This window comes from Sphingobacterium sp. IITKGP-BTPF85, assembly GCF_001006065.1.
Classification (GTDB): Bacteria; Bacteroidota; Bacteroidia; order Sphingobacteriales; family Sphingobacteriaceae; genus Sphingobacterium; species Sphingobacterium anhuiense.
Map to the genome: position 1 here is coordinate 1 of NZ_ASZT02000194.1, position 7,520 is coordinate 7,520.

7 protein-coding genes and 1 pseudogene are annotated in these 7,520 nt (G+C 36.2%); 3 read left to right on the forward strand and 5 right to left on the reverse strand.

Annotated elements, in window-relative coordinates; genetic code table 11:
- Positions 1–33: 33 nt before the first annotated feature.
- Together L950_RS23115 and L950_RS31060 are read right to left on the reverse strand one after the other, a co-directional pair.
- Positions 34–1,548 carry a recombinase family protein gene (locus L950_RS23115; RefSeq protein WP_021189577.1) on the reverse strand — a complete coding sequence of 505 codons (1,515 nt, stop codon included), beginning with the start codon at positions 1,546–1,548 and terminating at the stop codon, positions 34–36.
- A gap of 26 nt (positions 1,549–1,574) precedes the next feature.
- A complete protein-coding gene (locus tag L950_RS31060) occupies positions 1,575–1,736 on the reverse strand; it encodes a hypothetical protein (protein WP_021189578.1) in 162 nt (53 codons plus the stop codon).
- A 393-nt stretch (positions 1,737–2,129) separates the two neighbouring features.
- Here L950_RS31060 and L950_RS23120 point away from each other — a divergent pair, with 393 nt between their 5' ends.
- The 3 genes from L950_RS23120 to L950_RS23130 all read left to right on the forward strand — a co-directional run bounded on the left by L950_RS23120 (position 2,130) and on the right by L950_RS23130 (position 4,997).
- The gene (locus L950_RS23120) at positions 2,130–2,759 is read left to right on the forward strand and encodes an antirestriction protein ArdA (RefSeq protein ID WP_231577820.1); all 630 of its coding nucleotides are present in this window, start codon (positions 2,130–2,132) and stop codon (positions 2,757–2,759) included.
- A 319-nt stretch (positions 2,760–3,078) separates the two neighbouring features.
- Entirely contained in the window at positions 3,079–4,029 is a 951-nt protein-coding gene (locus L950_RS23125) for a hypothetical protein (RefSeq protein WP_156169831.1), read from the forward strand.
- A 323-nt stretch (positions 4,030–4,352) separates the two neighbouring features.
- On the forward strand, positions 4,353–4,997 hold the full coding sequence (locus L950_RS23130) for a putative phage abortive infection protein (RefSeq protein ID WP_156169832.1): 645 nt from the start codon (positions 4,353–4,355) through the stop codon (positions 4,995–4,997).
- Positions 4,998–5,014: 17 nt separating this feature from the next.
- Here L950_RS23130 and L950_RS34475 read toward each other — a convergent pair whose 3' ends face one another.
- From L950_RS34475 to L950_RS31065, 3 genes and pseudogenes are all read right to left on the reverse strand, one after another.
- Positions 5,015–5,188 carry a hypothetical protein gene (locus L950_RS34475; RefSeq protein ID WP_021189583.1) on the reverse strand — a complete coding sequence of 58 codons (174 nt, stop codon included), beginning with the start codon at positions 5,186–5,188 and terminating at the stop codon, positions 5,015–5,017.
- Between the two features lie 542 nt (positions 5,189–5,730).
- Positions 5,731–6,771: a hypothetical protein gene (locus tag L950_RS23140; protein ID WP_021189584.1), complete on the reverse strand. Its 1,041-nt coding sequence runs from the start codon at positions 6,769–6,771 to the stop codon at positions 5,731–5,733.
- A 282-nt stretch (positions 6,772–7,053) separates the two neighbouring features.
- A pseudogene (locus L950_RS31065) lies at positions 7,054–7,281 on the reverse strand (tyrosine-type recombinase/integrase); the annotation flags it as partial.
- Between the last annotated feature and the right edge of the window lie 239 nt (positions 7,282–7,520).

Sequence of the window (7,520 nt, forward strand, 5' to 3'; positions counted from 1 at the left end):
TCGAATCCCAGCGGGATCACATCTTGGACAAGTCTAAAAAAGATAGACTTGTCCCATTTTTTTGCTCTGTAACTTGCTGTTATTCTGATAGATAAGAGCAATCGCAGAATTTAGCCTCGGAGTTCGATGTTGTGTTCCGTCAAATTCCAAAAAATCAGGGAACATCGAACTCACTATAAGCCTTTTTTCCTCAATATCGCCGTTTTCATAGCGTCTATCAATGTTTGCGACCTTTTTTAAGGTAGATGCTACCAAGTCTTTAATCTCCGTACCTACTACTGCCAAGTCGTTTAATCTTCTTTCCAAAACCTCAATCTTTCCTTTGGTCAATTTCTTTACTTCTTGGAAATCGTCATCTGCCATTTCTCCATCGGCGTTCTTTAAAAGCGCATTTTGATAGCGTTTGTTCAACGCATCAATCTCACCTATGATATTTGTCCGTTCGGTGTTTTGGGCTTTGGTTTTGTTATTGAAGTCTTTTATAAAGACTTCGATAAAAACATCGACCATGCCCTCCTTTGGCGACAAATACCGTAACTGTTTTAAGAAAGCCTCATTAGCGGTGTCCGCTTTGAACCGTGTTCCGCAGGCGGAACTACAATGATAGTAGTAATAGTAGTTGCCCATCTTTCCTTTTGAGGCACTTCCGGTCAGCATACGCTCGCATTTAGGACATTTGAGAAACCCTCTAAGCGGTAGATTGTCCATAGCCACGATTTTAGGCTTTACAACCCTCTTTCTCCCATCGAGAATATCCTGCACATCGGCAAACGTCTTTTCGCTGATTAATGGCTCATGCTGTCCTTTGACGAAATATCCCTTTTCCTCTTTGTAGGGAGGAATGAATATTTTGCCACAGTACAAGGGGTTTCGGACAGCTACCCAAAAATTATTTTTGCTGAACCGACCTTTTCCATCGGCTTTCTCCCGAACCATTTTCCAAATTTGTTCCGTATTGAAATTATTGGAAACGATTTGTTCAAACGCCCATTTCAAAAGGGGTGCTTCAAATTCGTGGGGTGCAATGTATTTCTTTTTGCCCTCTGTTATCTTGTTCGCATACCCCAATGGAGCAGTACCCATATACCGCCCCTCTTTTTTTGCCCTGCGCATTCCGTGAAAAACATTTAATGCACGCCTGTCGTTTTCCACTTCCGGTGAAGCAAGGTAGAATGCAAGCATGATTTTGTTTTCGGGAATGGTAAGGTCTAAGGGCTGTTCTATCGCCACAGGTTCAACGCCATGTGTCCGTAACTGGTTAATCATTTGGTAGGCATCCCCTGCGTTCCTACTGAACCTATCCCATTTGGTAAATAATATTATTGACCCCGATTTGTTGTTCTTTGATTTACGTAGGTTGGATAAATATTTCTGCCACTCTGGGCGTTTGAAAGATTTTGCCGAATGGTCTTCTATGTAAACATCCCTTACCGGAATGCCTTTTATCTCACAATATCTTCTTAAACGGTCTTCTTGGTCACGTTGTGAATATCCTTTGTCCGCTTGCTCGTCTGTCGATACACGTATGTATAAATCTGCCTTTCTCATCACAACAGTTTTCCTTTTTCAATGGGTTAAAGTTTTCCTCTTAGATACTGGTTAACTGCAATGTGAGCTATCTTCTTGACAAACTCCAAAATGGCTTTTGCTTCCTCTATATCGACCTCCGTTCCTTTCTTTTTCAAGATTTGCACAACTCTTTCGGGAGTTAAATCGTTCGCTTTTTCTTTCTCCATCTTCAACTCTATTTTGCCTGTTAACCGAGCGGAATAATCCGCATCACGAACAAACTTATTGAGTTGATGTAAAGAGTATTTGAATGTGGCTTTTGGCTGAATTACTTGGCATAGTCTGCCTGTTTAGAACCATTTCTCAAATGCTATCCTCATTACTTCCACGATTGGTTTTATCTAAAAAGCGAGTATGCCTATTGTTCACGTTTCATGGAGCAAAGGTAACCCGTGTTTATGTCGCCCCAAGGTCAAGACACGTTTGAAAAAAAAATCTCCAGCCCGTTGGGTGTATTTTTTCCCAAAAACCTTGTGTCGCCCTAAACACTAACCTTGACTTGCTCCCGAAACGAAACATAGCATACTCCGGCTCTTTACACGAATAAAAAAATGTCAGGCATGAGGAAAATAAGCATTGGAAATGGTATTGAAACGAAACAGCAGCACCTCTTCTCATTGCCGAATAAATCAAAAAAATTAATTCAAAACAGTAAAGAAATGACACATCAAATAAACACATCGGAAGCAAGCGTATATGTCGGCACATACGGAAAATATAATGACGGTTCAATCTTCGGAGAATGGCTAAGCCTATCCGACTATGCAGACAAAGACGAATTTTACGATGCTTGCAGGGAGCTACACGATGACGAGGAAGACCCCGAATTTATGTTCCAAGATTACGAGAATATCCCGAATGGCTTAATCGGTGAATGTTGGATAAGCGACAGCGTATTTGAGGTTTTGGAGGCTTTGGGAGACATGGACGAAACCCGAAAAGAGGCATTCCTAATATGGTGCAATAACGGACATCATAGCTTATCCGAGGGGGATATAAACGACCTAATAAGCGACTTTGACAATGACTATATAGGCGAATACAAGGACGAGGAAGATTTTGCCTATGAACAGGTAGAGCAAATGGACTTGCCCGAATTTGCAAAAACCTACTTCGATTATGAGGCTTTTGCCCGTGACCTGTTTTGCGGTGATTATTGGAGTGATGGCGGTCATGTATTCTACAATTAATAGATTTTAGGGAACGGTGCGCCGTTCCCATTTTTGTTAAAATTCGGTCGGGCAAAAGACAGATCCTCCCCAGGTCGGAACAGTCTTTTTGCGGAAAGCGGAACAACCCCTTTGTATAATGCCTCCGCCTCATCGTTCCTCACACCTGCATTTTCCAAATAGATTGTATTCGGATTAGACTACTTTCTTTCGTGAGTTGAGACGAAAAAGAAAGTAGCAAAGAAACCTAAGGTTATAGTGGATTAGTTTATTTTGAGGGTGGATAGGATGTTTTATTTCATTAAGTTTGTTGATAAGCCGACAACAACGAATACAAATTTTGCTTGCATTTGTTTACGGTAGAATTTTAACTAATTTAAGAATGAGTAAATATCTAATCAAACCAACTGGAAGCATTTGGCTTAACCCTCCTGCTATTTATGACTTGAAAAGAGATTTGTTGTTATACGATAAAGTCGGGATGCTAAATGTAGACAACCTTATCGAGGGGTTATTCCAATACAAACAATATCCAGTTTTTCGAAATACCTTAAATGAGATAGAGTTTTTAGTAAAAAATGAATTATTCATCGAATTGAAGCAACTTGCTGTTCCTTTTTCTAACAGTGGCACTGCTCTAATTAACAAAGATGATTTGGGCTTGGCTGATATGACTATGAAATTAAAGTCGGCTATGCAGGACGAAAAAGACACCGATAAAAGGGATGAGCTGTATTGGAAACACGATATTTTAAACACGAGATTGTGGTGTAATATAATAAATGATAATAATGAAAGTGTTTTTACCGTACCATCACTTATTGACACGTCCACTTTTGAAATTAGCGGAACAACAAAGCAAAAAGTTTATAGCATAATTCACAAACTTATACCATTGCCGAGTAATGAGACCCCTTGGGAAAAAATTATAGACTTTAGGAATGATGAGGATAGTAAGCTAAAACTGCTTGCATTAAAGAATTGGATTAATGAATTACATGATGGTGTTAAAGCAAATGAATTAGAAGATAAAATAAACTACTTATTCAGTCAGTATTCAGAAAGCCTTAGAAGACATAAAATTAATAGCAGGCTTTCAACTTTCAAAACAATCGTCAACGCAGTACCGACAGCTTTAACAGAGATTATTAGATTACGTTTTGGCAAAGCAATCGATGCGTTTTTTTCCATTGCTGAACAAGAAGTAAATTTTACAAAATTTAATGAACGCAATAGTCTTAAAGGTAATGAGTTAGCTTATATTTCCCATACCAAATCAAAATTTAAATAGTCGGAGGAACAACTTTAAAGCGAGGCAAAATATTAAGGAGTTATCATGAAAATAAACAAAACAATAAAAGCAATCTTTGTATCCCTATCCATAATATTCGGCTTATAGGCATAACCTCTTTTTTCGCCATCATATTTAATTCCTCGTACCGTTTTAATGAAACAAAAGTTATTGACCCTGAACTCGCTTCAAAATTTGGTGATTTTTTCGGTGGTTTCATTGGTACAATTTTCAGTATTCTTAGTGTCTTTTTGCTGATTTACACAATTCTCCGTCAAAATAGAGATAATCAAAAATCCGCATTAGAAGCTAATTTTTTCAGAATGATTGATTACCACAATCTGAACGTAAATCAGTTAAAAATACCTCATTTAGATAAAACACGAAAAGCAGACGTATCTGACGGTAGAAGAGCTTTCGTTCAGTTTAAAATTCAAATTCACAGGCTATTTGAAATCGTTAGGAAAATAAGAGAAGAAAAAAAATATAAATTAACGGAGGAACAGGTAGCTGATATCGTTTACATGGTTTTTTTTTATGGAATAGATGGTTCTTGGGTGTCATTTATAGAGGATAAATTTAATAGATATAGTCCTATTCATACTGAACTTGCCAAAGAAATCCAAGATAAGATAAACCAAAATCCCAATTTGAAACTGGACAGAACAAATCAAACGAATTTAAGCACATATTTTAGAAATATGTACAACGCAATAAAACTCGTGGATAATTCAAAGTTTTTAAAAAATGTAGAAAAAAAGGAATTGATAAAAATTTATAGAGCCCAATTATCCAACCCAGAACTATATGTCCTATTCTTTAATGTTCTATCTCGATTTGGGAGAAAATGGAAAGAAAAGGGCTACATAACAAGGTATCAACTCTTAAAAAATATACCACGTGGGTATTGTGATGGATTTACTCCAAATGATTACTTTCCCATGCAATATGAAGATGATGAATATTAAAAGCTACTAAAAACTCTTTATCCGCCATTGACCACTCCGTCAATGGCTTTTTTCATATCATTGCCAATCAGCACATATTTTGAAAAGCCAAGCTTCCAAAGTTTCTTGATAATTTTTTCGTCATCCGTATCGCTATGAGCAATTAGCTTCAACGTAGGATATTGATTTCTTAATTCCCCTAATTGCTTCATAATGCCTTTATCGAAAAATCGAGGGCGATGATGCAAATATCGGGTAGCGTTGTTAACGAAGATAGGTGATTGTTCCCGTCCGCAACATTATCGGAACGAAAGACAACATCTACCCCGAGGAAAGGAGATCGTCATGTATTAAATCCATGACAGGGCTTTTATCATTGATAAATGCAGTAGTAATTCGGCTTATGTTCTTAGTCTCCATATTGACGTAGTTTTTCATTTTGTATGGAGTTCCTGCAATAAAAAAAGCGCAGGCAACTACACTTACTCGATACTGGGGTACTGGTATACCTTATCTCCAAATAAGCGAGCGCCCACGCCTATAGCGTGAGCGTTCTTACTTATTGTCTCGGAGATATAAAAATTACCAGTTTTCAGTACCAAGACTTAAAGCAAAAACACTTTAAGTATTCTATATTTTCTGTTAGCAAAGATAACGATGTAGATTATGCTACACAAATACCAGCCCCTTTGTTTTATGAATCTGCAACCATAAAGAATATAAAGGTGAATCGTTTACATAAATATTGACAATATTATTTTTTAATTCGGCTGAAATCTATTTTAACAGTCGGAGGTTTTACAAAAATCTCCGATTTTCCGTCAATCTCTAAATCTTTTCTCATTTCCTCATAAATCTCTACACCTAATTGTATTAGTTCTTGATGCAACTTCTTAGCTTTTTCGTCATCTACACCTAATAAATCATGAAACGGAATTATTCTTTTTTTGTATTCACCAATTTTATAGCGTAAGACTTCAGAGCCTAATAAATATGTCTTTCCATATATTCTATTTAACATAGTGTATTTCACTTCATTAGGCAAAGCAATAAATTCCCTATCGCAAAAAAGGTTCATTGTCATTCCAATTACAGTAGAGTAAGCTTCAAGACGACCTTTAAATCTTGGGTGAGATAAATAAGATGGACTTAACCCATCTGCGATTTTTATTAGTAATTCAATCGTATGAATGATATAAGGTACTGCGTCAACGCTTTTAGTTATATCATCAATGGAAGTTAATAATGATTTTTTCCCATCTCCTAAATGCTTGCTTACCAATTCAGCATTTTTATGAGCAATTCCATTTCTAATATTTGTAATCTTCTTAGCAAACTTTACATCTTCTTCCGACCATAGTGAGATTGTCTTAAAGTATTCAGCAACGTCATTTAGTGTCTTTTTGGAAAAAGAGTCTTCAAGAATTTTTTTAGCGATATCATCAACAGCGATAAAATCGCAGGCTTTGTTTAAACAAAACCTTTCGATAATTCCCTGTAATTCAATAAAAAGAGCGGAGTTATTTCCGATAAAATATAACTCAAACGCACTGTCTAATAAAAAGTAAGTAATACCATCCGCAGAACCACGTTTAACTGAATTTGGTGGAAATGACTTATCTAACTCTTTCAGAAGCTTGACAAATCGCTTCTTTCCAGGTTCAATACTTTTAACAATTGTGTCTTGTACTTCTGCTAATCTTTTTTCAATTCCAACTTCTTTTACATAGAGTTTTTTTTCTAATAACTCTATGTATTCTTTTGGAGGTTTTCTATGTTCATTCTCTTTTTTCATACGTTTTATTATTCAATAAATAGTTATATTTTGCTTTTCGAAATCTACGAAAAAAGATGAAAGAAAAGTTTAATTCAATGAAAAATCCTGCCACAATGGGCAGGATTTTTCTGTCTTAATCCCTACTGTTAAACTGAAAACTTACTTGCTTTTCATTTCCGAAGTTGTCCGAAATCCATTATGTTGTGTAAGCATTTATGTTAGTGTTCCAGATATTTTATCGTTTAACACTTAATAATAAAAGATAAGGTAATCTGGAACACAACATAATAATTTACCAAATTAAAGATTATTTAAAAAATTCATTAGGTCATCATTATTTTTCCAATGTGTCCTTTTATTGTCCACAGATACTTCGCAGGCACTTAAAGCCTTCGCTTTCATTTCAATATCTATTTCAGCATAAATATTCGTTGTATTGATAGAAACGTGTCCAAGCCATGCCCGAATAGTATTAATATCTACACCAGATTGCAATAGATGCGTTGCTGTAGTATGCCTTATAGTGTGCGGACTGACGTTTTTTTAGATATGGAAGGGACTTTTAGAGAAGCTCTTTCCGTATATTTTTCAATTACGTTATAAATACCGAAACGGGTCATTGATTGCTTCTGTCTATTAATAAAAAGATTCTCAGAAGGGTCTCTGGTCGATTGAAGTATTGTTAATGGTCCACTGTCTCTTGCCAAAGAGGACATCGTCTTTGTTTACTTTCCCCTTTTCCTTTAATTAAGACATTGTATCTCGTT